At 38.8% G+C, this 26,467-nt stretch carries 22 protein-coding genes and 3 pseudogenes; 23 read left to right on the top strand and 2 right to left on the bottom strand.

Features of this window, described 5'->3' with window-relative positions; genetic code table 11:
* The 5 genes and pseudogenes from OD757_RS10505 to OD757_RS10485 form a co-directional block, all read left to right on the top strand.
* A pseudogene (locus tag OD757_RS10505) lies at window positions 1-182 on the top strand (3-oxoadipate CoA-transferase); the annotation flags it as partial.
* A 12-nt stretch (window positions 183-194) separates the two neighbouring features.
* A complete protein-coding gene (gene pcaF, locus OD757_RS10500) occupies window positions 195-1,409 on the top strand; it encodes a 3-oxoadipyl-CoA thiolase (RefSeq protein ID WP_263031841.1) in 1,215 nt (404 codons plus the stop codon).
* 13 nt (window positions 1,410-1,422) lie between these two features.
* Window positions 1,423-1,713 (top strand): muconolactone Delta-isomerase, encoded by a 291-nt coding sequence (gene catC / locus OD757_RS10495; protein WP_263031840.1) that lies wholly within the window; start codon window positions 1,423-1,425, stop codon window positions 1,711-1,713.
* Between the two features lie 199 nt (window positions 1,714-1,912).
* Window positions 1,913-2,449 carry a DUF4468 domain-containing protein gene (locus OD757_RS10490; RefSeq protein ID WP_263031839.1) on the top strand — a complete coding sequence of 179 codons (537 nt, stop codon included), beginning with the start codon at window positions 1,913-1,915 and terminating at the stop codon, window positions 2,447-2,449.
* Window positions 2,450-2,786: 337 nt separating this feature from the next.
* Entirely contained in the window at window positions 2,787-2,996 is a 210-nt protein-coding gene (locus OD757_RS10485) for a cold-shock protein (protein WP_009387287.1), read from the top strand.
* A gap of 45 nt (window positions 2,997-3,041) precedes the next feature.
* Here OD757_RS10485 and OD757_RS10480 read toward each other — a convergent pair whose 3' ends face one another.
* Entirely contained in the window at window positions 3,042-3,929 is an 888-nt protein-coding gene (locus tag OD757_RS10480; RefSeq protein WP_263031838.1) for an AraC family transcriptional regulator, read from the bottom strand.
* 287 nt (window positions 3,930-4,216) lie between these two features.
* On the opposite strand from OD757_RS10480, the gene OD757_RS10475 reads away from it, so the two are divergent.
* Window positions 4,217-5,269, top strand: a complete 1,053-nt coding sequence (locus tag OD757_RS10475; protein WP_263031837.1) for an NAD(P)-dependent alcohol dehydrogenase — start codon at window positions 4,217-4,219, stop codon at window positions 5,267-5,269.
* Window positions 5,270-5,954: 685 nt separating this feature from the next.
* Window positions 5,955-6,509, top strand: coding sequence for a TetR/AcrR family transcriptional regulator (locus tag OD757_RS10465; RefSeq protein WP_263031835.1), 555 nt, complete (start codon window positions 5,955-5,957; stop codon window positions 6,507-6,509).
* 71 nt (window positions 6,510-6,580) lie between these two features.
* On the opposite strand, the gene OD757_RS10460 is transcribed toward OD757_RS10465, so the two are convergent.
* Window positions 6,581-7,924: a PepSY-associated TM helix domain-containing protein gene (locus tag OD757_RS10460; protein ID WP_263031834.1), complete on the bottom strand. Its 1,344-nt coding sequence runs from the start codon at window positions 7,922-7,924 to the stop codon at window positions 6,581-6,583.
* A gap of 371 nt (window positions 7,925-8,295) precedes the next feature.
* Here OD757_RS10460 and OD757_RS10455 point away from each other — a divergent pair, with 371 nt between their 5' ends.
* From OD757_RS10455 to OD757_RS10385, 16 genes and pseudogenes are all read left to right on the top strand, one after another.
* Window positions 8,296-9,180 carry a phosphoribosyltransferase family protein gene (locus OD757_RS10455; protein ID WP_263031833.1) on the top strand — a complete coding sequence of 295 codons (885 nt, stop codon included), beginning with the start codon at window positions 8,296-8,298 and terminating at the stop codon, window positions 9,178-9,180.
* A gap of 11 nt (window positions 9,181-9,191) precedes the next feature.
* Window positions 9,192-10,685 carry a nicotinate phosphoribosyltransferase gene (locus OD757_RS10450; RefSeq protein WP_263031832.1) on the top strand — a complete coding sequence of 498 codons (1,494 nt, stop codon included), beginning with the start codon at window positions 9,192-9,194 and terminating at the stop codon, window positions 10,683-10,685.
* 60 nt (window positions 10,686-10,745) lie between these two features.
* Window positions 10,746-11,513, top strand: a complete 768-nt coding sequence (locus OD757_RS10445) for an NUDIX domain-containing protein (protein ID WP_263031831.1) — start codon at window positions 10,746-10,748, stop codon at window positions 11,511-11,513.
* Between the two features lie 73 nt (window positions 11,514-11,586).
* Window positions 11,587-12,981: a methylenetetrahydrofolate reductase C-terminal domain-containing protein gene (locus tag OD757_RS10440; RefSeq protein WP_263031830.1), complete on the top strand. Its 1,395-nt coding sequence runs from the start codon at window positions 11,587-11,589 to the stop codon at window positions 12,979-12,981.
* Between the two features lie 340 nt (window positions 12,982-13,321).
* Window positions 13,322-13,548 (top strand): annotated as a pseudogene (locus OD757_RS18315) (hypothetical protein); the annotation flags it as partial.
* A gap of 104 nt (window positions 13,549-13,652) precedes the next feature.
* Complete coding sequence (locus OD757_RS10435; RefSeq protein ID WP_263031829.1) at window positions 13,653-14,207, top strand: hypothetical protein; 555 nt, start codon at window positions 13,653-13,655, stop codon at window positions 14,205-14,207.
* 130 nt (window positions 14,208-14,337) lie between these two features.
* Window positions 14,338-14,760: an energy transducer TonB gene (locus OD757_RS10430; protein WP_263031828.1), complete on the top strand. Its 423-nt coding sequence runs from the start codon at window positions 14,338-14,340 to the stop codon at window positions 14,758-14,760.
* Between the two features lie 250 nt (window positions 14,761-15,010).
* Complete coding sequence (locus OD757_RS10425) at window positions 15,011-15,439, top strand: hypothetical protein (RefSeq protein WP_263031827.1); 429 nt, start codon at window positions 15,011-15,013, stop codon at window positions 15,437-15,439.
* Window positions 15,440-15,636: 197 nt separating this feature from the next.
* Window positions 15,637-16,355 (top strand): annotated as a pseudogene (locus tag OD757_RS10420) (helix-turn-helix domain-containing protein).
* Window positions 16,356-16,446: 91 nt separating this feature from the next.
* Window positions 16,447-17,907, top strand: a complete 1,461-nt coding sequence (gene iaaH / locus OD757_RS10415; RefSeq protein WP_263031826.1) for an indoleacetamide hydrolase — start codon at window positions 16,447-16,449, stop codon at window positions 17,905-17,907.
* A 685-nt stretch (window positions 17,908-18,592) separates the two neighbouring features.
* A complete protein-coding gene (locus OD757_RS10410) occupies window positions 18,593-19,654 on the top strand; it encodes an HlyD family secretion protein (RefSeq protein WP_263031825.1) in 1,062 nt (353 codons plus the stop codon).
* A gap of 24 nt (window positions 19,655-19,678) precedes the next feature.
* The gene (locus OD757_RS10405; protein ID WP_263031824.1) at window positions 19,679-21,226 is read left to right on the top strand and encodes a DHA2 family efflux MFS transporter permease subunit; all 1,548 of its coding nucleotides are present in this window, start codon (window positions 19,679-19,681) and stop codon (window positions 21,224-21,226) included.
* A gap of 188 nt (window positions 21,227-21,414) precedes the next feature.
* Window positions 21,415-22,203, top strand: a complete 789-nt coding sequence (locus OD757_RS10400; protein WP_174730634.1) for a hypothetical protein — start codon at window positions 21,415-21,417, stop codon at window positions 22,201-22,203.
* The gene (locus OD757_RS10395) at window positions 22,200-23,786 is read left to right on the top strand and encodes a GH3 auxin-responsive promoter family protein (protein ID WP_263031823.1); all 1,587 of its coding nucleotides are present in this window, start codon (window positions 22,200-22,202) and stop codon (window positions 23,784-23,786) included. Before OD757_RS10400 ends, OD757_RS10395 begins: the two co-directional genes overlap by 4 nt.
* Window positions 23,783-25,111, top strand: coding sequence for a TolC family protein (locus OD757_RS10390; protein WP_263031822.1), 1,329 nt, complete (start codon window positions 23,783-23,785; stop codon window positions 25,109-25,111). The genes OD757_RS10395 and OD757_RS10390 overlap by 4 nt, the downstream gene beginning before the upstream one ends.
* Entirely contained in the window at window positions 25,104-26,267 is a 1,164-nt protein-coding gene (locus OD757_RS10385; protein WP_263031821.1) for a hypothetical protein, read from the top strand. Before OD757_RS10390 ends, OD757_RS10385 begins: the two co-directional genes overlap by 8 nt.
* The last annotated feature ends 200 nt before the right edge of the window (window positions 26,268-26,467 follow it).

Genomic DNA, 26,467 nt, shown 5'->3' with positions numbered 1-26,467 from the left:
TTGTGGCTGAGCTGAGCTATCCGGTGACGGGTAAACGCTGTGTTGACCGTATTTACACCGATCTTTGTGTAATTGATGTGACTAAAGATGGTTTGAAGGTGATTGAGAAAGTGGAAGGTCTTAGCTTTGATGAGTTACAGGCTTTAACGGGTGCAACTTTGATTGATGCAACTCAAGGGTAAGGAAGTAGGGAAATGACATTAAAAAATGCTTATATCATCGATGCCATCCGTACTCCATTCGGCCGTTATGCCGGTGGCCTTGCACCTGTCCGTGCCGATGACCTTGGCGCTGTGCCGATTAAGGCTCTCATCCAGCGTAACCCAAATGTAGATTGGGAACAGGTCGATGATGTGATCTATGGCTGTGCTAACCAAGCCGGTGAAGATAACCGTAATGTTGGCCGTATGTCAGCTTTACTTGCAGGTTTGCCGTATCAAGTTCCAGCAACCACCATTAACCGTTTGTGTGGTTCATCTCTCGATGCGATTGCCATTGCTGCCCGTGCCATTAAAGCAGGTGAAGCAAATTTGGTGATTGCAGGTGGTGTAGAAAGCATGAGCCGTGCACCTTATGTGATGGGTAAGTCAGACAGTGCTTTTGGCCGTAGCCAGAAGATTGAAGACACCACTATGGGCTGGCGTTTCATTAACCCGAAACTTAAAGAATTGTATGGTGTAGACACCATGCCCCAGACTGCCGAAAACGTCGCTGAACAGTTCAACGTCAATCGTGCAGATCAGGACCAGTTTGCCTTGGTGAGCCAACAACGCACCGCAAGCGCGCAAGCCAAAGGCTTTTTTTCTAAAGAAATCGTGGCAGTTGAAATCCCTCAGCGTAAGGGTGAGGCTGTTGTGATTGATACCGATGAGCATCCGCGTGCATCGACCACGCTTGAAGGGTTAAGCAAACTTAAACCGGTTGTAAAAGCAGATGGTTCTGTGACTGCGGGGAATGCTTCAGGCATTAACGATGGTGCAGCAGCTTTACTGATTGCTTCTGATGAGGCAGTTCAAGCTTATAACCTCAAACCCCGTGCCAAGATCATTGCCTCAACAGCTGTGGGTGTAGAACCACGTATTATGGGTTTCGCTCCAGCACCAGCCATTAAAAAACTACTAAAACAAGCCAACCTGACGTTAGATCAGATGGATGTAATTGAACTCAATGAAGCCTTTGCTGCACAAGCTTTGGCAGTGACGCGTGATTTAGGCTTACCAGACGATAGCAACAAGGTAAATCCAAACGGGGGTGCCATTGCATTGGGTCATCCGCTTGGTGCATCAGGTGCACGCTTAGTCACTACAGCCTTAAACCAGCTTGAACAAACAGGTGGCCGTTATGCCTTATGTTCAATGTGTATTGGTGTGGGACAAGGAATTGCTTTGATTATTGAACGTGTTATTTAAAAGGAAAGAAAAAATGCTATTTTACGTACGAAAAGATGTGAATTTACCTAGCCATTTAACTGAGCAGGAAATTGAAGATATTAAAGCGAGAGAGCGCGCTTATTCTCAAGAAATTCAAAGGCAAGGGAAATGCCGTCACTTATGGAGAATAACAGGGCAATATGCAAATATCAGTATTTTTGATGTTGAAAGCAACGAAGAGCTACATAATTTACTGCAAGGGCTACCCCTGTATCCTTATATGAAAATTGAAGTGATTGCTTTAAATCGCCATCCATCTTCAGTGCGAGAAGGCGATGAGTAACAATTAATCGACTCCCCAATAATTTTCAACAGTTAAAAACTCGTGTATTGCTCAAATAGACGGGTTTTTAACTATTGAAATAGCCAATTTCATTGTCTGGCAGTCAATAAGAATTTAACTTTATATAAACCAAATTTTTAGATGGGGTGGTGTAAATTTAGAGGCTGTAACTTCAAGTCTTTTTTAAAGTGAGCCTGACGTGAGAAGAGTAATTTTAGGTGCTACATTAAGTTTTGCCGTACTAGGGATGCAAGGTTGTCTTTCTTTGCCTAATAAAGTTGATGAAAAACCTGCTGAAAAGAAAAATGAATATTTTTCAGAAATTGTTAAGTTCAAAGGTTTGAGCCAAACGCAAATTTATGATGCTTCTAAAAACTGGCGAAATAATGTGGTGGACTATGTTTCAAGTCGAAAGATTATCCAAGCAGATGAAGAGAATAAAGTACTCTTAATTAAAGGACATGCAGGGCTAAAGTTTGATAATTGTATGGACTGTCTAAGCAGAAATATGATTAAGGTAGCGGATGATTCATTTAATTATATGTTGAAAATAGAAGTTAAAGATCACCAAGCTAAGCTTACGTTTAGCAATATAGAACCTCGTGACAATCGTAATAATCATTTTTATAAAGATAAAAATGCAGCTATAAAGAACCAAATAAAAAACGTTGTGGAAGCCTATAAATTTCATGTCTTACATCCGAATGCTCAGCCTGTTGGAGCGAGCCCGATGTAATTTTCTTACATAGAATTATAATAAATATCGTTGAAGAGTTTCATAAATTAGAAAGGTAAATGTCTAACGAAAATAGTCATTTACCTTCACCAAGTAGGTGACTATTTTCATTAAATATAATAAATTAAATATTACATATAAATAGCTTGAATATTTATAATTTCTCTGTATGCTTAAATTAACTAGAAAAAAGACTTGTAGTAAATCTTCTTTAAGTATCGCAGTTTTAGTCATAATCCTTCGTTTTTTCAGATATTAAGCTCAATTCGTTATTATTTTTTCAAAGTTATATTTGTCATTTCAAATGACTCAAATTATTAAAATCTAAGGATATATTATGTCTAATACAAGTAGCGGTACAGTAAAGTGGTTTAACGAAACTAAAGGTTTCGGTTTTATTCAACAAGAATCTGGTCCAGATGTCTTTGCTCATTTTAAAGAAATTGCATCTTCTGGCTTCAAAACTCTACATGAAGGTCAGCGAGTAACATTTAATATCGCTCAAGGACAAAAAGGTCCAAGTGCTGTGAATATTATTCCTCAGTAATAAGCGACAAATAGAAAAGCCCTGAATATTCAGGGCTTTTTTTATTTATATACTTTTTATATCTACCGAGGGTGGCGCTCCGAAAAAACGTTTATATTCTCTGGAAAATTGCGACAAACTTTCGTAACCGACCTGAATACTGGTCGTTGAAATATCATATTCTTCAGTCATTAATAAACGGCGCGCTTCAGTCAGCCTCATTCTTTTTTGATATTGTAAGGGACTCATTGACGTAATATCACGAAAATGTTGATGAAAACTCGAAGCACTCATACCCATTGTGCTTGCCAGTTCTTCAACACTAAATGATTTTGCAAAATTTGTTTTCAACCATTCAATGGCTTTCACAATTCGGTGACCTGTGGTTCCTGCCGCTACAATACGTTTAAGTCGATCACCTTGTGGACTCATCAATAAACGATAAAAAATTTCCTTAATAATAAGCGGAGATAAAATTGGAATGTCTTGTGGCGTATCCAGTAGTTTTAATAGCCGTATAAAAGCATCATTCAGTTCCGAATTTACGACCCCAACAGCCATTCCTTTTTTTTCAACATTGGTGTCTTTAAAAGGAATATGGGCTTCAAGCATGATTTGGGCAAGTACGTAGGGGTCTAGTCGTAGCACGATTGAAAGATAAGGTTGTTCAACCGAAGCTTCCAGAACTTGAGCAATGACAGGCAGATCAATTGCAGTAAAAAGGAAATGATTAGAGTCATAGGTATAGGTTTCTTCACTCAGAATAACCTGTTTTTTTCCTTGAGCAATCATACATAGACTCGCATCCATCATGCTGCTATTGGGTTGGGTCAAGGTTTCCGCACGAAATAAAGTCAGTCCCGTAATAGGTGTTTCGAATGTACCTTTTGCTCGGGTCCATTGATCGACAAGTTGAGCCAGTGTTTCGTTATTGTCTAGAGACATATTCGCCATTCAGATTTCACCTATTGCCATCTGTGTTTTTATTGTAGGCATTTCAAATAAGAAAAATAGAGAGAATTGCAACAATTCGGAGGATTAGGCAAATCTGTGAGAGGAATAGAACAACGCCTATCAACTTTCATTTTTATACTGATGAACATGGCAAAAAAGTCGATTGATTAAACTCTGCTGGGTCATCGTTCCCTAACGTATTCATGGGTTTTCGAAATCAATAGCCCACAATGAATGTCCAGCCAAGAAGTCGTCTTTATTTAAACATTAAACATGAGAGAAAAAATATGACAATTGAAGTTTTAGGTTATGCCGCGCTGTCATCAGAAACTCCGTTAGTTCCGTTTAAATTTGAACGTAGAACCCCACGTGAAGATGATGTTGTCATTCAAATTGAATATTGTGGTGTTTGCCATTCCGATCTACATCAAGCCAAAAACGACTGGGGATTTAGTGCTTATCCGATCGTACCGGGTCATGAAATTGTAGGTCGTGTAACATCGATTGGCCCCAAGGTCACAAAATATAAAGTTGGTGATTTAGTCGGCATTGGCTGTATGGTCGATTCATGTCGTACATGTTCTGCCTGCCATTCAGGACTCGAGCAATATTGTGAAGAAGGTAACATCCAGACTTATGGCGGTGTAGATCGCCATGACCAACGCCCAACGTATGGTGGATATTCTCAAAGTATTACTTGCAGCCAAGATTTTGTATTAAAAGTACCTGAAAATCTGGATGCTCAAGCTGTACCACCATTACTTTGTGCAGGCATTACCACTTGGTCACCACTTCGTCACTGGAATGTTGGAAAGGGCAGTAAAGTCGCGGTAGTCGGTTTAGGTGGTTTAGGACACATGGCGATTAAACTTGCCAATGCTCTAGGCGCTGAAGTGACACTATTTACTCGTTCAGCAAACAAAGAACAAGATGCAAAGCAACTCGGTGCGCATCATGTTGTGTTATCAACAGACGAAGCCCAAATGAAATCAGTGTTAAATCAGTTTGATTTAATTATAGATACTGTGCCTTATAACCATGATTTGAAGCCTTATATTCCAACGTTAGCCTTAAATGGAACCATTGTGTTAGTTGGATATTTAGGTGAAATTAGCGCAAATTCAGTACCTATGATTTTGGGTAGAAAATCAATTGCAGGCTCGGTGATTGGTGGAATTAAGGAAACACAAGAGTTACTTGATTTCTGTGGTGAGCATAATATCGTCTCTGAAGTTGAAATGATTGATATGCAAAACATTAATGAAGCTTTTGAGCGTATGCTAAAGAGCGACGTAAAGTATCGTTTTGTGATTGATATGAAGACTTTATCTGATCATTAATCTGGTTTGATCTTTGCTGTGCATTCTGCGATGAGGGTGCACAGCTCAAAAAACTCTCTAAACAAGACAATATTATTAAGCTGTTATTTAAGAATTTCCTTAATTATGTAATTAAATGAAAAACAATAATTATTTAAATATTTTCTAGCCAATATCACATTGACACCTTAAATATTCAAGATTAACATTTGCGTGCTGGCCACATTGCCAGTCGGTCGTCGCAGACCGGATATTATCTCCTACATCAGAGTCATTCCTTCTGAGGAATAGTCTTGTGTGGTGAACTACTCGTTCCCTCCCGTAGCGGTAGGACGGGAGAGGGACACCTTCGGGTGTGCTAGTTTGAGATAATACTAGTCTGCGAACCCTCTTCCGTTCTGCCACCATAATCTCATGCTCTGGCAGAACTCCCAATAAAAAGGAGTTGGCTTTGCATATTCATTATTTCTTGGCAGCCTTTGCCAAAGTCTATATCGACACCACTTAAACTTTTAAAGCAGTTTGATCGCCGTTAGGCTTTTCAGGCTTTCATTCATTTCGACTAAAAACTTATCAACAATAAAACTTGAGATGTGCTGGGCACAGTCTTTACGGCTTTGCTATGCCTTTTGTTTCTCCCTAAAAAGGCAACAGTTTTTATATCTCATTTATATACAACAATAATTTATTTTATAACGGTAAAACGATGCCATATTCAGATCTTCCACAACGTGCTTTAAGTGTATTACATACCTCACGCTATCTTTTTAATAACTTTGGCTTTCATAATGTCGGTATAGACCGAATTATTGACTCGGCAAAAATCCCAAAAGCGACTTTTTATAACTACTTTCACTCAAAAGAACGTCTTATTAAAATGAGTCTAACTTTTCAAAAAGATGGTCTGAAACAAGAAGTCATTTCAATTATCTATGCCCAAAAGGACTTAAGCGTAACTGAAAAGCTTCGTAAGGTTTACTTTCTACATGCAGACTTAAATGGGCTTTACCATTTGCTTTTTAAAGCCATATTTGAAATTGCGAAAACACATTCTGAGGCTTATCAGATCGTCATTGATTATCGAAATTGGTTAATCAATGAAATTTATAAACTGCTTTTAACAACCAACACGAATGCTTCAAAACAAGATGCGCACATGTTTTTATTTGTGATTGATGGCGCAATGGTTCAGCTTTTAGATTCAAATAGTGTAGATGACAGAGAAAGGTTACTCGATTATTTTCTGGCGCAGACGGGATAATTTTTCTCTTGGGATTTTTGATTAAAAAGGAGTTAGGCAAAGTTTGCGCCTAGCTCCTTTTTGAGCAAGATTTATGATTTAGAAGGTAGATATTTACGCATGGCAAGAATGAAAACCGTAAACAAAATACTAAAACCAAAAACAGGTAAGCTTAGCCCTAACACTAGACTCGCCAATATTAATCCTAATTTTTGTGAGCGAGTTGCACGGTTCCAAATGAATAAGCTTTGACCAACAAAGTGGGTGGTCATGAGTTTTAAATTTGAGTTTTTAAATGCAGCCTTATATCCGTAAATAATCATAATACAAAGTGCAAGCGCATAAAGTGCCAGTACCAATTGGTTTATCCAGCCAAATAAAATACCAATATGAGCATCGACTCCCCAACGGGTGAGTTTCGCAACTAATGAATAATCTTTAAAGGCAAGTTGATCGATAACTTTGTGTTGTTCCATATCAATTGCGATGCTATCTGCTTGAGTTGGCCATTTACGCTGAATCTCGGCTACTTCCCAAGCTTGATTTCCGCTGGTGGGTGGTTTGATTTGTATTTGTGCCGCGTCAATACCATGTGCTCTGGCTATTGAAAGAACGCTATCAAATTCACTTGAGACAATATTTAAATTAAGGTTTTCACTGTGTGGCATTTCGTGATGTTCATGGTGCATCACTGTCGGTAAATTATCTGTTTGAAGAGAAGTTGCTAATGTTGGGGTTTGCCAATTGAGCCACTGACGAGCAACTCGAATATTATCTCCAGCCCACTCGGACCATGTAAGACCCGTAATGGCGATGATTAATAAAAGTGGAAATAAAACTAAACCAAGCGTGCTATGCCATCTTAGTAATTTATTTTTTTGTGTTTGTCTGATTTTAAGATTTTGACGACGTTTCCACCAATTATATAGCCCAGTTAAAGTCAAAATGCCTAACCAACTTGCTGCCAATTCACTATAAAAACGACCCCATTTCCCGAGTAATAAATTGCTATGTAACTGATCGAGCATAGTTCGAAATGGTAAAACCCCACTAGTACCATAAACAGCGAGATGGCCTTTGGCTTGAAGCGTAAAAGGGTCAATAAAAACGGCTTCGCTGGTAAAATTGTGTATAGGATCTGAGAAAATTACACGTGTGGTTTGGTCAGAGCTTGGGGCAGGTCTAACTTCAATGACCTGTGCAGACTTAGGCATTACTTGCTTTGCCGCTTCAATTTGCTGACTCAGCTTATATGGCGTTTGGTCTTGTGGCTCAACATACAAAACATCTTTATAAATGGCTTGTTCAAGTTGAGGTGTAATTGCATAGAGTAGACCAGTAATTGCTGCGACCAATATAAATGGTGCAATAAAAATACCAGCGTAAATATGAATTAAACGGTAAAGACTACGCCAGAAGGATGAGTGGTTAAGCATCAGAAGATAATGTCTAGCAGATTTTGGGCTGGATTATAACGACTTATTTCTTTTGATGTTGATTGACTTGTAAGCGCTATTAAATTATTTGAACAGCGCTTAGGCAGAGTGTTTAGCTTAATAATTGGACAGTTTTTATTGTTTGGTAAATTTGGCGCTTTTTTTGCTTAGTATTTAAGATCTTATCTACCAATTCTTGAGCCTAATTCTATTATTAAGTTTTCTTAAAACTCTAATATATTTACATCTCCATACTCCAAATTTTATGTCTTAAATGGCTTTGAAAAAAGTTTAAAAATTAGACTTGCAATATATAGTGGCTTTGTGCCACTATATATTCATCGAAGGTCATCAGACAAAAAGAGGATGATATGGCTATCCAGCTTTTAGATGCGGCAAGAAACGAAATTCCAGTGAAATTTACGCAGTTTTCTGGTGGCGAGCGTCATGTTCAAATTGATGAGACAACCTTAGGTTCACTATCTGGCAAGGTATTGGTTCGTGCACACATGGCCTCAAGTCACGATGTGATGGACTATTTACTGCTTGAAAATATATTGCTGACTCAGGGTTTAACCGTTGACCTAGAAGTTCCATATTTTCCATATGCACGTCAGGACCGTATTTGTGCAGTGGGTCAAGCGTTCTCACTTGATGTGATGACCAAATTACTCAACATCAACGCAGACAAAAAAGCGGGCAAACAAGGCCAGATCACTGTTTGGGACTGCCATAGTGAAGTCACTACAGCATTACTTGCTGCCAATACGTCTTTTAGCGAAGTTGTAAATGTGAGTTCAGTCGAGATCATCAAAAAGAGTGAAGCGCTGAGTGCACTTTTAAAAGATGAAAAAACAGTGCTGATTTGCCCAGACAAAGGCGCAAAAGCACGTACACAAATGGTTGCAGACGCTTTTAACCGCGAGCGCAAACAACCCATCACTATTGTTCAGTGTGATAAAAAACGTGACCCAGTGACTGGCAAAATTTTAGGTACACATTTACATGCGACTGATTTATCGGGTCTAACTGCGGTCATTACCGATGACATTTGTGACGGTGGTGCAACCTTTATTGGTATTGCCAAAGAACTCCGTCGTCTCAATTGCCATAAGGTCGTTCTATACGTGACCCACGGTATTTTTAGTAAAGGAATTGAAGTTTTTGATGGACTGCTTGACCAGCTATTTACCTCGGACAGCTTTCCACAACAACCAACAGACAAAATTTCAGTAATTGCTTTTGCAGCAAAATAAAGAGAATAAAGATGACGATTAAACTTAATCCATTAAACGCTATCGATTTTTATAAAGCTGATCACAGACGTCAGTATCCGGCAGGTACAGAGTACGTGTATGCAAACTTTACGCCGCGTTCATCTCGACTCGCAAAAATGTTGCCGGACTTCGACGATAAAGTTGTGTTCTTTGGGCTTCAGGGTTTTATCAAACACTTTTTAATCGATACGTGGAATGAAGGCTTTTTCAAACAACCTAAAGACAAAGTAGTAGCTGCATATAAACGCCGTATGGATAGTTCATTAGGTGAAGGCGCAGTACCGGTTGATCACATTGAAGCGTTACATGACTTGGGTTATTTACCATTACGCATTAAAGCATTGCCAGAAGGTAGCCGTGTCAATATGCGTGTACCCGTGCTTACCGTCATTAATACCGATCCACGTTTCTTTTGGCTGACCAACTATATTGAAACTGTGTTAAGTGCTGAGCTTTGGAAAAGTTGTACTACAGCCACCATTGCTTATGAGTACAAACGTTTATTAACCCAATATGCCGTAAAAACTGGCGCACCACTTGATTTTGTACCTGTGCAAGGACACGATTTTAGTAGCCGTGGCATGAGCGGAATTTATGATGCTGCGCAATCTGGTGTAGGTCACTTAACCAGCTTCATTGGTACAGACTCAGTTGCTTCAATTGATTATGCCGAAGAATATTACAACGCAACTGGCGTGATTGGGGTTTCTGTACCAGCGACCGAACACAGTGTGATGTGTATGGGCACAGAAAACAGTGAGCTAGACACATTTAAGCGTTTAATCTGTGAGCTTTATCCGTCTGGTGTTGTCAGTGTTGTATCTGACACTTGGGATTTTTGGCGAGTGATTACCGAGTTTACGGTGGCGTTAAAATCTGAAATTTTGGCGAGACAACCCAATGCTTTAGGCTTGGCTAAATTGGTTTTCCGTCCAGACTCTGGTGACCCTGTTAAAATTATTTGCGGTGACCCAGACGCCGAAGTCGGCAGTCCCGCCTACAAAGGTGCGGTTGAATGCTTATGGGACGTGTTTGGTGGAATAACCACAGACCAAGGCTATAAAGTACTCAATGACCGTGTCGGTTTAATTTACGGCGACTCGATTACTCTAGACCGTGCACAGCGTATTTTGGAAGGGTTGGAAGCCAAAGGTTTTGCATCAAACAACTTAGTATTTGGGATCGGCAGCTTTACCTATAACTACTTAACTCGCGATACCTTTGGGTTTGCTGTAAAAGCGACTTGGGGTCAGGTAAATGGAGTAGGCCGAGAGCTGTTTAAAGACCCAATTACTGACTCAGGTGTAAAAAAATCTGCGAAAGGTCTTTTGCGCATCGAAGAAAGTGAAAATGGCTTTACCTTGTTTGATGAACAAACAGCGGAACAAGAGCAAGGCGGGGCGCTAAAAACCGTCTTTGAAAATGGTAAACTTCAATATGAGTGGACTTTGGATCAAATTCGTGAGCGTTTATCCATCGCATAACTGAGTTTAGATGAGTCGTTACATGGGTATCGGCTCATCATTTTTATTGAGAGGCTGAACGTGACTATTCAAACTGAACAAGAATTTCTTGCCAGTTATGATCGCCGAGATTATGACGCACCTTTACTCACGGTCGATATGGCTATTTTCTCGGTGTTGAATGGTCAGTTGCAGGTATTACTCATTAAGCGCCCTAACTTTCCAGCCAAAGATCAATGGGCTTTACCAGGTGGTTTTGCTGATTTAACCCATGACCAAGACTTGATGGCAACGGCATATCGCAAGCTGGTCGAAAAAACAGGAATTGCTTCACCATACTTGGAACAAGTTGCTTCTGTCGGTAACGCGAAACGTGATCCGCGTGGTTGGGCCGTGACCATTTTGTATTTTGCTTTAATCGATTTTAATGCCTACCAACATCAAGCGTTGGCTGAATACAGTGAATGGGTATCTGTTGCAAAAGCACAAGATTTAGCATTAGCTTTTGATCATAACGAATTACTCAATTTGGCATTAGAGCGTTTAACCAATAAAACCCGCTATACCGCATTGCCAGCGAGCCTGATGCCTGAATTATTTACGCTGACTGAGCTACAAACCATTTATGAAATTATTCTTGGGCAATCTTTAGATAAAAAAGCGTTTAGACGCCGTATGATAGAAGCAGGTGCAGTTGAAGAAACCAATCACAGTAAAATTGTGGGCAAACGACCAGCTCAGCTTTACCGTTATGCACTCGATTCTTTTGATTTTATCTTTCCTCGCTCACTCGAATTACCCAGAAATAAAGAGGGTGAAGATAAGCAAAACAATGAGCTTTCTGACTAGCGCATATTGAGGCACTTTTGATTTATAATGCCGCGCTTATGATTGATGTCATGTTTTGATCAGCACTTTGCCTATGTCACACGTTTCTCCCTGCTTCCAACAAAATCGGTTTTTTGTGTTGGTGGAATATCTTACTTCACTGCATGAAATTTATCCTGTGAAACATGAGTTTGCAGGATATCCAGCTGCAATGACATTGGCAGATCGCGTACATTCAGATCATGATATCGCGCCACTTGAAGCCAGCAAAAGTTACCCAGACTCAATCGATAAAGTCTTACACTTTTCAGGTAAGGCGCGAGACATACAAGACTTTGAGCAATTTTTAGAACAAGCTCAAGCAGCCAATATTCAAAACTTGTTATTGCTTACAGGCGATAAACTCAAAGAACACCATAATGGTCGAGATGGACAGCCTCGTAGTCGTTACTTAGAGTCAGTAAACGCCGTAATGGCTGCCAAGCAGCATGGTGGTTTCCGTATTGGGGTTGCTTTTAACCCATTTAAATATGTCGAAGCTGAGCGTGATGCACAGTACTTAAAACTACATAAGAAAATTAAAGCAGGTGCTGACTTTATCATTACCCAATTGGGCTATGACATTGAAGCCTTAAAACAAGCCAAATCATTTTTAACCAAGAACAATTATTCACAGCAAATACTGGCTTGTGTCATGCCTCTGACTTTAGGCCGTGCCAATTTTATGGTAAAGCATAAAGTCGCAGGTATTGTGATTACCCCACACATGCTAAAAGTCTTGGCAGAAGAAAAACAGGCAGGACATACAGACCGTGTTTATTTACGCTGCGCTTTACAAATTTTAATATGTAAACATTTAGGGTTTGCAGGAATTCACTTATCTGCCTGTCATAAGCCAGAAGAGCAAATGCTGCTTGAAAGCTACATTGAGCAATACAGACATCTGGAGCTTAAAGCTTTAGAAGAGCTTTGGAATTCACTTTGGCAAGTCACGACTGGCAAAGAGTTTTCACCTGAAATTACTCGTTTTTCACGTCAGCCAACGTCTAAACAATTAATTAAATATCGCCAGCTACATGTTATGCATGAAGCAATGTTTGGATCAAAAATTGCGAAAGGCGTTGGACGGTTTATTTTTAAAGCGTCTTTTTGGGAAAATGCTTTGGTCGCCAAAGTCTTACTTAAAACAGAAGTATTGAGTAAACATAGCCTAGTGGGATGTGAAAGCTGTGGTCAGTGCCGCTTAGGTGATACTTTATATATTTGCCCTGAAACTTGTCCAAAGGGCTTGGCCAACGGTCCATGTGGCGGTACAACTTTAGACCGCTGTGAATTTGGTGACCGTGAATGTATTCATTCCGTTAAAGCAAGACTTGCCAAAGCTGTTGAACAAACCGAAATATTAAAAGAAAAACTGATTCCAACTGTGCCTATTGAAACTAGGGGAACCAGTTCTTGGAAAAATTGGTATTTAGCGACTGAGGCTTAAGTTTTAAAACTTCCTTGATTTGATTTTGTTAAAAAATCAATACATATGCTAAAGCACGGCGATAATTTAAAAATAACAATCGTTTGTCTTAATTATGTTCAATCAAGATGATTATCGAGGAGTATACTTAAAGCAAATCTTTTGCGTTAAAAGAAAGGCTGTCTCGATGAAAAAGTTGGTTGCTGTACTTACTGTAATTGTTGTTTTAACTGGATGCGTTTACGACCCTGTTAATTACGACAAAATACACGACCAAGAGTTTCAAGACCACCTCAGGCAAAACGGTTAGCAATAAAAAACCCACTCAATGAGTGGGTTTTAGTTTTTAAAAAGCGCACTGCGCCATTTGTGTCCCAAACAGATTCATATCTTCACACAAAAACTCTCACAACATCCTGAGTTCGCAAGCCAGTTTGCAGCCGAAGCGGAAAGTTACGATCAACTCGCAGCATGTATAGCTGTAAAACTTAGCGATCCAGCTCAGGTTAAATAGCGGGAACAGTATCCAAGCAAGTTGGGTTCAAAAGCTCATTGCGGAGGCAGCTTTTAGAGGCGGTTTTTTTTTAATTCCGTGTTTATTTATATGAATTAGCTAAAAGTATATATTGTATTTATAAGTTAACTTATTGTTTACTTCATTAGAAAAATATTCCTTCTTAGAAGTTAATAAAATGAAAAATTATTTAATAGGGTTAGTTACTGCTTTAGGTTTAACTGCATGTGTGGCATTACCAAACATCGATTATTCACAGCAAAAAGTTGAACGGTTTAATCCAGTTAAGAATTGGATTAGTGTAGATTCTGCTTCAGTTAAAGATATACCTAATGGTAATGAAATCTTTAATTTGAAAGGGGGGAGCGAAGTTTATGTGTTCAGATATCAAGATGAATGGGCATTAATAAATCCAAATTCTAATAGACAACAGTGGATTGATACTAAGTATTTATGTAGTTTTTCTGGTTGTTATACTCCACCCATTGTTTATAGAAACACTAAAAGGGGGCTGGATAACAGGCAACCTATTTACTCAGTTCAACAACATGAACCTAAAAGATATAGCAATACCAAGATTAGAAGCACATCTACTAACACTCGTACTTCAAGAAGCTATAGTCAAACGACCAATAGTTCTTGTTATTGTACTTCGGGTACATATTGTGTTGGGCCTAGAGGTGGACATTATTGCCTTAATAGCACCGGTTCTAAAAGATACCTTCCACGATAAATAGAGTAAACTTTGGAAAGCCTCGCTAAATAGAGCTTATTTTCGGACATAGTCTTTAAAAAAATATTAGATATTCTAAAAGATTAAGTTTGTTTTTGATATGATAAAGAAATCATTTTAGGTTTAAATCATGCTTAAAAGTTTAATTATTTTTACTTTATTTTTTTCTTTAATTAGTTGCGCCACAACTAAAAATGAAATTTTTCTAGATCGTATTTTAGGATTAAAGACTAAGTCTATTCTGTATAATGGGAAAGAGTATAATTACATTGATAAAGGGGGAATTTCCTTCAACCCTTGGCTGCAATTACCGACTATTAAATATAACCATACTCTTTTAGGAAATAAAAGTTCAAGCTTGATAGCACTTATTTTAATAGATACAGAAGGTAAAGTTGAGAAGGTAGAAATCGTTAAAAGTTCTGGATTTACTGAAATAGACAATGCAACAATAGAACAAGTAGTAAATACTGCAAAATCAAAAGTATGGACTATAAAAGGTAAGCCTATCAGATTTGCGACTTATCAACGATTTGTATTTTATCCATTTTAGAGTGCCTGAAAGATCACCTTTAATTCGATTTTTATTTGATTAGCTTAGGACTCTTTAATAGGCATCTTTATGACCTGTAAAGTCGGTTTCTAACATCTCAGTTGAAAAGATACGCTGTTACCAAAAGCTAAACAAGTTTATTTAGTAGTAGATTAAACATGAAAAGAATAAGATACGGAGTAATAGTTTTTTTATTAAAATTATATAAAATTTACGTATTCCACTATTTTGTAATGAGCGCATTAATTTTATGAATAGAATATTATTATCTTTTATAAGTTTATTGATTATTAGTCCAGTGTACAGTGCTGATGATTTTTTCGAAAAAAAACCTTCTATTTTAATTGCTAAAGATGAAGAGGCTCAAAATACTAAAAGTGGTGAGAGTGTTGTTTTTTTTGAGTCAGTAATGCAACAAAAAATAGATCGTACAAATCAACTTTTTAGAAGGGCTGAGCGAGATAAAGATGTTCTATTCCAAACGTCAAATATGACTGATTATGATAAATCACAATATTACAGAGAAAATAAGTTTGCTAATTATAGAGGTTATTCTCCATACATTGAATCTACACCTAATAGAAAAGTAATTTCAGAAGAAGAATATGAACAGCTAATGGAGCAAAAAAGAAAAGAGAGAAAAGTTGATCGAAGCCTTTGGTACCTATTAGATAAGTAATTTCAGAAGAGGAATTTCAATAGTTAAAAGCGCAATAGGAAAACTAGAAAATTAATATTTTTACGGAAAAATATAGCTATTGCCTACCAAATCAAAAAATAGATATGTTATAGAAAGGATGGGATGGGTATTAAGCTCAAAGGAAGCACTTAACCGATCTTTTTAAAATTTGATGGATTTCGTTAAATAGGTAGACGATGATCGCACTTTTAGAAAAGGATTTCAGCCCATCTGAGTTTACATTGTTTTCTGAAATATTATGGAAACTTGGCTCAGGAAAAGGGCAATATAATTTACGTGAAAATATCATTGCAGATATTGCCATCTTGTTGCGGGCTGATTTTGCCGCGTCTTATATTTGGGATTCAACACATAATTTATCGAAAGAAGGTGTGATATGGAAAATCGATCCAAAAGCGATGGAGGATTATGAGTGTATTTGGCAATTTAATGACCCCATTACTGCACAGCTTCATAAGCTCCAGAAACCGACATTTGTAAACGAAGTCATGCCTCTCGCAGACCTGAAAAAACAGGCTATTACAATGAGTTTTTAAAAACCTATGGTTTGTATCACGGTATAAATATTTATTTTGTCCGAAATGGTATGGATATTGGTGATTTGCGAATTTGGCGTGCGCAAGACGCTGACATATTTGGTGAGCGTGAAAAAAGAATATTAAATCTGCTTGAACCTTATTTTACCCAAGCCTTACCACTAGATTTATCAACACAATATGGTCTGACTCCACGTGAACAAGAAGTGGTTCATTTAGTCTCTAAAGGTTTAAGTGATAAAGAGGTGGCAAGTTTACTTGGTATTGGTTTTACCACATTAAGAACCCATCTGAATAATTCTATGAGAAAAATAGGCTGCAATAATCGTACTGAAATGGCTTTACTCATTCAACATTAAAGCAAAGCAATCCTCAATTTTGAGGATACGAATTATCGAGCAATTTGTACTAAGTTCTTAAGATCACAACTTAAATGGATTTTAAGTCACCATGTCAAATGCAGTTGAAAAAAATAATTGGATTGAGTCACAGGGTTTAGCAAATGCTTCAGTAGATGCCATCACTAAACTGATTCATGAAAGAAAAGTATCTTGTGAAGAACTTGTGCATCATTACTTCGACACTATTGAAAAACAACAGTCTTTAAATACTTTTATTAGCACAGATAAAGCTTCAGCAATTCAACAAGCTCAATATTGGGATAAATATCTACTGAGTGGAAAACCATGTCCAGCTTTAATGGGTATTTTAATTGCGGTTAAAGATAATATTCATGTTGCTGGTTTCTCAAATAGTGCAGGCACACCAGCTTTAGCTGATTTTAAGCCTCAAAGTTCCGCACCGATTATTCAAAAGCTCATTGACCACGGCGCAATCATTGTTGGTAAAACCAATATGCACGAATTGGCCTTTGGGGTAACAGGTTATAATACTGCTATGCACATTGAAGGTGTCGTGGGTACACGAAATGCCGTAAACCCATTACACATTGCTGGTGGATCTTCTTCTGGTAGTGCTGTGGCTGTTGCCGCTGGTATGGTTCCAATTGCGATTGGTACAGATACAGGTGCTTCGATTCGTTTGCCAAGTGCCTTAAATGGTTGTGTCGGCTTTCGTCCAACGGTAGGAAGATACTCACAAGACAGTATTACTCCAATTTCACATACTCGCGATACCGCTGGCCCGATTGCACACACAGTATCTGACATTATCTTAATTGATCAGCTTATTACTCAAGAGCCAGAGAAAGAACCATTACAGCCTCATCAAATTAGGCTCGGCATCAATCCATATTTTTGGAATCATTTAGATGAAGATGTTCATGAACAGGCACATATTGCACTTGGACTTTTAAAAGAGGCAGGAGTCGAAATTATTAATGTCGATATGCCGAATTTAGAACAGCTCAATCATGCTATTTCATTTCCAGTGGTCGTCTATGAAGGCAAATATGACCTTATTCAATATTTGAAAGATCATCATATAAATTTAACTATTGAAACTGTAGTTGATCAGATCTCAAGCCCAGATGTTCAGGCAATTTTTAAACAGAATATTCTTCCCCAATTAATTCAAGATCAGACGGGGCAACCTGTTTCTGTTTTACCTTTCTATGAAAAGGCCATCAGTGAAGCTCGGCCTCAATTGCTTGAACTCTACCAAAACACATTTAAAGCGCATAACTTACATGCTTTATTACTGCCAACATCACCGATTGTTGCACCGCTAGCAAATGAACAATCCAATTCAATTGAAAATTTCCAGACACTCATTCGAAATACAGATCCCGGCAGTAATATCGGATTACCAGGGCTGAGTTTGCCGATTGGAAAGGGAGCGAAATCCAAACTACCAGTTGGATTAGAAATTGATGGTTTACCTCATCAAGATGGTGAAATACTTGCGATTGGAGGGACTTTAGAAAAAATATTTAAGGTTTTAAATAAGTAAAAAACAAATTGATAATTCTCTATTTTCTAAATAAAAAAGAGTTAAAAGTAACTCTTTTTTAGATTAGTTTTATTTTTGAATGATGCTTGGTTTCTTAAAAATAAGTTGGATTGGTTCGGAAAATTTTTATGTTATTTTATTTAATATTGTTAATCATAAATACATCTTTAATAAGCTATGCTTTACTATGGTTGATAAATCTTCATATTTATATTTTATGCTTCTATAAATATTATAAAAATTCTCGAAGAATTTCTTTAAATTACATATTACTTTAATTAAATCAACATAAGCTATACAAAGTAAAAGCCAATTTTTAATATTAATGCAATAATTTTTTCTATCAATTAATCATTTTTATATAAATAATTTTAATTGTAAGTTGTTGATTTTACTTGTTTAGATTAATTTTTAAAAAAAGGTTTTATAATTACATTTTTTAAAAAATATAAAATTACATAATTTTTAAACATATTTTTTATAGCATGCAGTGTATTGGCGTAAATAGAAAAAATATATGTCAAAACGGTCAATGATATTTAATCGACTTAACAATCATAATTTGCACCAAATTTTACGCTGTCACGATTCATTAAATAAACCAAGTGAAAAGTTACGTAAAAAAGACGCCAATATTTTATTGGGGTAAATAAAAAATCGAATATTACAAATACACGGAATGAATATGGATAACGTCGCTCAGCTAGAAACTGACACTAATTTCCAAAGTCGAAAGAAAATAACTTGGGGTGTTTTTAGTGTCCTGCTGTTATTTTTAATCGCAGGCATTATATATTATTTTTTTGTATACCGATTTTATCAATCTACTGATAATGCTTATGTGCAAGCAGATGTCACTTGGGTCATGCCAAAGATTTCAGGTGAAGTAATTGAGTTATTAATTAACGATAATCAGGTTGTAAAGAAAGGGGAAACTTTAGCGGTATTAGATCACCGCGATTACCAAGCCCGTTATGATCAGGCGAGTTCTGTCGTGAGCTTAAAAGAGGCGGCGCTTGGTGTACAACAACAAAATGAAAAGTCTGCAAAATCTTCCATTACTGAAGCAAATAGTGGGGTAGTGGCAGCACAAGCTGATTTAACTCGTTTAAGAAAAGATTTTGAACGTTATCAAGATTTACTAAAAGATGGCGTGATTACTCGTCAAAACTTTGAAGGCATTCAATCTCAGTATTTAACGGCTCAAGCGCAACTCAGCAAAGCACAAGCTGCCGTAAATGCAGCAGAAGCTCAGTTGGGGAGCTTACAAGCCAACCGAGCGCAGCTTTTAGCAGATATTCAAAGTGCTCATGCAAACCTGAACCTGTATCAGGTCGATCTGGCTTCATCAAAAGTAGTCAGTCCTGTAGACGGCAAAATCGGTAGTCTTGCAATTCAGAAAGGCTCACGTGTTTCTCCGCAAACTCGCTTAATGGCGATCATTCCTGAAAATAGTTTGTATGTACAAGCAAACTTCAAAGAAACTCAAATTGAAAAAATGCATATTGGTCAGAAAGTTGAACTCAAACTTGATGCCTACCCAAGCCTAACCTATAGCGGAAAAATTGAGAGTTTTTCTCCAGCTTCAGGCGCGACTTTCTCACTCATGCCACCAGACAATGCCACTGGAAACTTTAACAAGGTTGTACAACGTATTCCTGTACGTATTGCCATAGATTCAAGCCCGCATATCGATTTGATAAAACCTGGAATGTCAGTCAGCGCTACCGTTGATTTAAGAACTTAATAATAAAATTTTAGGTAATAACAAATGTATAAGCACCTTGAAGCCGAGTGGAAGTTTCCCGCAAAAACGGCGTGGGCAATTTTTGCTGCCATGATTTTTGGCAACTTTATGGCGATTCTTGATATTCAGATTGTGGCGAGTTCGTTAAACGAAGTTCAAGCCGGCATGAGTGCAAGTCGCTATGAAGTGACTTGGGTGCAAACGGTTTATTTAATTGCCGAAATTATTGCAATTCCAATGTCGAGTATTGTCTCGCGGGTGCTATCGACACGGGTGTATTACACCATGTGTGCAATTGGCTTCACGGTCAGTTCATTACTTTGCGCATTGGCATGGAACTTAGAAAGTTTATTGGTTTTTCGTGGTATTCAAGGTTTTATGGGCGGCGGAATGATTCCGACCTCCATGACGGCGTTGTACTTACTGTTTCCTGAAGAAAAACGTTCATTGCCTTTGGTGATGTTTGGGATGATTAGTACTTTGGGGCCGGCCATCGGCCCAACCATTGGCGGCTGGCTCACCAATAATTTCTCTTGGCACTGGATGTTCCTGATTAATATTATTCCGGGCATTATCATTGCTACGGTGATCTATTCGGGTCCAAATATTGACCGTGCGAACCATTCACTCATCAAAAGTATGGACTGGTTTAGCCTGATTGGTATGGCGATGTTTTTGGGTGGGCTTGAATATTTCCTTGATGAAGGTGCGCGGCATGACTGGCTTGCCGACGCAGGCGTTCGAGTTGCATTTATGATCTGTGTTGTGGGCGGCATGATTTTCTTCTCAAGAAGTTTCACCCAGCCTAAGCCTTTGCTCGATTTATCCGTATTTAAGAATAAAAACTTTACCTTAAGTGCCATCACGACTTTTGTGATCGGCATGGCGCTCTATGGCTTGGGCTACATGATTCCCGTGTTTCTTGGGCAAGTCCGCGAAATGAACAGTAGCCAAATTGGTCACGTCATGATGGTGACAGGCATTGTCATGTTCTGCTTTGCGCCGTTTCTTGCGTGGCTGATTCCCAATTTTGATACCCGAAAAACTGTATTTGTCGGAATGATTCTGGCTGGTTTTGGTGTATGGCTCAATTCGCACCTCAGCATTCACAGCGATTATGACTTTATGTTTTGGCCGCAAATTTACCGTGGTATTGGTCTCATGATCTGCCTGATTGTGGTGTCGCATTTAGCCATGAGTACTTTGCCACTCAGCAAAGTGGCTGATGCCAGCGGTATTTATAACCTGATGCGTAATATCGGCGGCGCGGTTGGATTGGCGCTGATTAACTCATCATTAGATTGGCTCACTGCGCTACATGTCACTCAGATTAATCAGTCGATGACGCCGCAGAATTGGATTTTTACAGAACGACTCGATCAGCTCACGGCGCAATATCAAGAAGTCGGTGCAAATGCCCAGCAAATCGCACTCAGTGTGATTTATCGCGACATTCATTTTCAGGCACTGACATCGAGTTTTAATGATTTATTACGCATGCTCGCAATCATTATGTTTGTGACCGCCTTTTTAACCATCTTTATGGATCGGGGGAAGAAAATGAATATGTAGCGATTTAGAAATAAAGAGCAACTTTCAAAGAATGAAAAACAATAGGGCATATCAAAACATATCCCTTCATAGAAAAAGAACATTGAGATGAGTTTTCTAAAATCGGTTGATGAGATCGGGGAACTCGCAAATTAGAGGTGGAAGGTTAAAGGATTATGATTAATACAACGTATAAATTGATTTCAAAATTGAACCTGAAAAACACGACTTATGGTCAATATTTTGAAAAAGAGCAAATCGATACTGAGCGATTAAAAGTGATGTATTCCATTTACGAACAGTATTATGAAAATACGAGATTTTCTATTTTCGTAGATGATTTCCAAAATAAAAGCGGTGCAATCTTAATTTTTGATTCACAAACAAATGAGATTGTGGGCTTCTCTACCGTTGTGGTGCAGCATTTTTACTTAAACGGGAAGGACTACACCGTATTATTTAGCGGTGATACGGTCATTTTGAAGAAGTTTTGGGGTACGCGTAGTCTACAAAGTACCATGCTCAAACTCATGATCAAGTTAAGAGTGAAATATCCATTTAATGAACTCTATTGGCTCTTAATTTCTAAAGGCTATAAGACCTACCTGCTTCTTGCCAATAATTACTATGTGTATTACCCAAATATTAAAGATGAAAACCAACATCTTTCAGAGGTCGTCGAACACTACTGTGAGAAATTCTTTGGGGAGTACTATGACCGTGAAGCTGGCTTACTCAACTTTGGTGATGACTATCAACCATTAAAAGGCGAAGTCGCACCAATTACTGCCGAAATGAGAGAAAAGAACCCGAATATTCATTTCTTTGAGCAGTTGAATCCGACATGGAAAGCAGGTACAGAACTGCCATGTATTGGTCGATTAGGCTGGAAAGATATTGCCCGTTTCCCAGTGAAGCTCATTACTAAACCTACAAGTAAGGGGAAATTTGAAGCCTGTGTAACGTCTAAAACAAAACGTAGAGAGGCCATCCAATGAAATCTAATGAATGGCTAACTTTGGGTTCGCATCTGATTTTAAAAAAATGGTGTGATGCATCTGACCGTAATTTTCAAAAACAGTTTAACGCCTTAGAAGCGACACAACGTCAAATTTTGCATTCGATTTTACAGACCTCTACGTTTGCGAAAGATAAAAAAGTTCAAAACTATGAGCAGTTTGTAAAATCATTCCCTGCGACACGTTATGGCGCATGGCGAGAAGACATACAACGTTACCGTGATCAAAAGCTGTCATTGTCTAGCAGTAAACTGGTTCGTTTTCAGCCGACCAGTGGTTCGAGTGAACAAATCAAGTTTATTCCATATACCAAGCTTTTTTTAGATGAGCTTGACCATGCGATTGCGCCGTGGATGGCGAGTTTATACCGTAAATGCCCACAGTTGAGTTCGGGCACACATTACTGGTCGGTGTCATGGTTACCTGAAAGCCAGCGTGAAGTTTTAAAAGACAAAAACCTAAATGATGATAGTGCGCTACTCGGTGTAGGTAAGCGAATTTTGTCTAAGTTTACCCAAGCGGTTCCAAGTAATGTTGCCTTTGCTGCCAATGCTGATGACGCACTGTTTGCCACTCTTTGCTATTTGGTCGCGAACCGTAACTTAGCCATGATTTCGGTGTGGAGTCCAACGTTTGCGTTGCAATTGCTGGAACGTTTGGAGTCACTACAACAAGATGTGATTGAGGTTTTACAAAGTGGTTTATGGGGACATCGTCAGGCTTCATTAAAAGAAGTCACTGCACCGCATAGCCCTGAAAGTGCTCAAGCCTTAAGTGATGCTTCAAACGGCGAACAGATCGACTTTAAAAAGCTCTGGCCAAAGTTAAGTCTGGTTTCGAGTTGGGATACCGCAGGTTCAAAAGCTTGGGCCGAAAAATTACAAGAGAAGTTACCCAGTGTTCAGTTTGAAGGCAAAGGGCTATGGGCGACGGAAGGTGTAGTGACTATTCCCTATAACGACCAATACCCACTGGCGTATCAAAGTCACTTCTACGAATTTGAATATTTAGAAGGCGAGAAGCAAGGGCAAATCATTCCCTCGTGGCAGCTTAAACAAGGTGATGTGGTCAGCCCGCTGATTACTTCTGGTAATGGCTTACTTCGTTATTGTCTGGATGACTGCTTAAGAGTGACTGGCTTTATAGAGCAAATCCCGTGTTTTGAGTTTCAAGGCCGCCGTTTTGGTGTCGATCTGGTCGGTGAAAAACTTGCACCTGAAACTGCTCAGCAATTATTGTCGCAGTTAAATGAAACTGAATCGAAAGCGATTTCCTTACTGGCGATTGATACCCAACAACAAGTTAAACCATTTTATTGCGTGCTATTTGAAGGTGAAATTCATCACAGCATTAACGATGAATATATCGACAGTATCTTGCGTCAAAACTTCCATTATGAACTTGCTCGTAACTTAGGGCAGCTTGATCAACCTCAAATTCGCCAAGCCAATAATGGTTGGAATGCCTATAAAAAACTGGTCATGTTTGATGGCATTATCGAAGGTAATATCAAGCCTGAGCCACTCAAAAAAGTCACCCTCAATAGTTTGGAACAACTATGAAAGGGATGAAGCCATTTAATACTCGGTTTTTAACACTTCGACACGTCTTATATCTAGGTGTGTTGTTGGTGTCGAATACGCATGCCATGACTTTAGACGAGGCTTTGTCTGCCAGTTTAAGGCATGAAAGTCAGCTTGAAGTGAGCCGTTTAAGCGTGAACCAGTCCACTGCAATGCTTGAACAGGCAAAACAGCGCGATGGACTTAAAGTCAATTTAGTCGGCCAACTGGACTATGAAAGAATAGATACGCCTTCACACGTCCTGTTTCCAACCGAAGGAAACCGTAAAGGTCGAAGTTTACAATTGCAGGCAGATTATCCGATCTATACGTCTGGCAGACACCGTTTAGGAATTGATGTTGCCGAAAACCAGCTTTCTGCACAAAACCAAGGTTTGTCAGATCAAAGATCGGAAACTATTTTAAACACTGTGATGGTCTATACCGACGTATTAAAAAAGAAAGCGATTTTAGAACTCAGACAAAAGACCATGTCAAATCTGCAACGGTCTTTATATGAGTCAAAGCGCCGTTTCGACGTAGGAATGATTACCCGTGCGGATTTGGCTCAGGTTTTGGCACAAGTCGCGCAAGGCCAAGCCGATATTACACAAGCTCAATCTAACCTGACCGTAAGCGAAGCACAGTTTTACCTAGTGACAGGTGTAACGCCTGAAAACCTTGCTGCCATTAAACAACTACCTGCTATTCCCACGAGCTTAGATGAAATTTTGGCGCAAACCAGAAACCATCCCGCTTTAATGCGCAGTAAATACGAAAAGCAGGCCGCAGAGAAACAATATGCTTTAACTAAGCGGGAACTGTGGCCAACGGTGATGCTCACCAGCCGTGCCGGAAAACAAGATGAAGCGAGCTATATCGGTTCCGAAAGTAATAACTATATGGTTGGGGTACAACTCAATGTACCGCTCTATGACGACGGCTTAAATCGGGCCAATGTTAAAAAAGCACAGGCCGATATAGATTTGGCTAACCAAAAAACGCGAAGTCTTGAACTGGATTTAAATAAGCGTACACGCACGACCTATGCACAGCTTCAAACCATTCGACAAAATAAAGAAGCACTGGCAAATGCCATAGAAGCAGCGTCTATTGCCTTTGTCTACACGCGTAAAGAGTTCGATGTTGGCACCAAAACCACGTTTGATTTGCTCAATACTGAACAAAAGTTACTCGATGCAGAAACCCAAAAAACCGTGAATGACCAAGACGAAGTCGTGTTTGTCTATCAGCTACTCGACCAAATGGGGCGTTTAAATAACTTAGTTCCCGTACAGACCGCACAACAGGTGAATAATGAATAAAACAAATCCACCACTTGCTGACAATACGCTGATTACCCGTGAAGCAACTTTGGCAGATGATCAGGCTTTAAGAGATTTAATCGCTGTACCGATGACCACCAAAGGCATACAAATTAGCTTTCAGCGCGAACCGAGTTATTTTAGAGCGTCCGACATTGTCTATCGACATAAATTACATGTGTTGATTGAAGACACCGAGAGTCAAAAAAATGTCGCTTGTTATAGTAATGGTTACCGCCCATGTTATGTCGATCGGAACGTTCAAAACTTACGGTATGCGGGTGATTTACGGGTAGATCACAACTATCGGGGTAAATCACTGGTGAAGGTTTTGGCGAAGCATGTAAAACAGAGCATGCATGAACCGAACTATAGTCAAATGATTATTTTTGATGATAACCATGCCGCGCGCGCTGCCATCCAAACAGGCAAAACGGGAATGCCTGATTATTATGATGAAGGGCTTATCGAGACATTAAGCCTGACGAGTACAGGCACAAAACGAAAAATCACCGCTTTTTTAAAGCAGAGTTCTCAGCAGAGTGACATTCAAGAAATCCGTACATGTATTGCTGAAGCTCAGCATGTGGAAGCCATGAACCAGTTTATTGCCGACATGGCAGAGTTTTATAACTTTATTCCTGCCTATAACTTTGAAGAACTGGCTCAAGGTCATCGGTATTTTTCAGGAATAAAACTTTCAGACTTTTCACTTTACTTTAAGGGTGAAAAACTGGTGGGCATGTTTGGTTTATGGGATCAGCACAGTATTAAGCAAACCAAAATTTTGCATTACAGTTCAGCCATTAGCGTGCTTAGACCTATTTATAACTTGTTGACTCCGCTAACTAAAGGCATGCGTTTGCCTAAACTGGGCGACTCTATTAAATACCATGTGCTGCATACGCTGATGTGCCATCCACAAGATTTAGCTTTGCATCATAAAATGCTCGAAGATGCCTATAACAAATCAAAACAGCAGGGCGTTGGTGTGGTGAGCTTTACGCTTTCCCATAAAGACCCGCGCTATCAGTTAAACCAGTTTTATAAAGGCGAACGCTTAACAGGAATGCATGGTTTTATTAGTTATGAAGGCGACCCACGACCACATTTTGATAAAAACTTGATTCCATATTTAGAGGTTGGACGTATTTAATTTAACGCTTGAAGTGATACTTTGAATGAAGCCCACGGAAGTGGGTTTTGTCATTTTGAATATGAGTACCAAAGTTGAAGGTCAGTTTATAAAAGAAAACTTAGCAATAATTTATAATATAATTATTTAATTTTTAATGGAAAAGTATTTTAATTTTTATTGATGCGTAGTCACTAAACGTACATATAGCGCAACTACTA

Origin of the sequence: Acinetobacter sp. AYS6, assembly GCF_025630795.1 — a bacterium.
In the GTDB taxonomy this organism is placed as follows: domain Bacteria; phylum Pseudomonadota; class Gammaproteobacteria; order Pseudomonadales; family Moraxellaceae; genus Acinetobacter.
The sequence above is the reverse complement of the archived record's forward strand: the minus strand, read 5'-3'. Positions and strand labels throughout refer to the sequence as shown.